1 protein-coding gene is annotated in these 642 nt (G+C 62.1%); it reads left to right on the forward strand.

Annotated features, from left to right (window positions below):
* Window positions 1-642, forward strand: a 642-nt coding sequence (locus tag HP566_RS06370) for a DUF4123 domain-containing protein (protein WP_249976430.1), incomplete at both ends; no start/stop codon positions are given.

The following is a 642-nucleotide window of genomic DNA, read 5'->3' on the forward strand; positions in this document are numbered from 1 at the left end:
CCACGCCCCCGGTGCACTACCAGGAAACCGCGTGGGGCCTCCTGTTGGCCCCCCATCAGCCCCCGCTATGGGCGGTTATCGACGGCGTTAACTGCCGGGAGGTCATGGCGCGCCTTAGCCAAACCGAAGCACACAGTACCTGCCTCTATGCGACCACAGATCCCCATACGCAATCCATCGCCCCCTGGCTGGTACGTATTGAAGCAGACAGCGAGATCCGCCACTGGCTGGAAAGCCTACCCCAGGACCAACACTGGGGGATATTGCTGCAATCAAACGCCACCTTAAAGCAACTGCGCAGCCATTTGCGCAAGTTCACCCTGCTCTGGACCCCCGCCAACGACCAGGCCCCGGTCTACTTCCGCTTCTACGACCCCCGGGTCGCGCTGGACATGAGCCAGGCGCTGGAACCCTGGAAGCTGGCCGCCTTGATGGCCCCCTTTGAGGCCCTGATCATCCCCGCCTCGCCACATATGGTGCTGCCACCCGAGCTGACGTTAACGGCCGCCATTGAACTCGATACCCCGGCAAGCGAAGTGCAGGGCAGGTTAGTGCATATCGCCCTCAGCGAAGATACCCGCGCAGCCAATGGGCAAGGACGGCAGTTTTCCATTGGGGATACCGAGTACCAGCGCTTTGGCG

Origin of the sequence: Vreelandella olivaria (assembly GCF_023507745.1) — a bacterium.
Lineage (GTDB): Bacteria > Pseudomonadota > Gammaproteobacteria > Pseudomonadales > Halomonadaceae > Vreelandella > Vreelandella olivaria_A.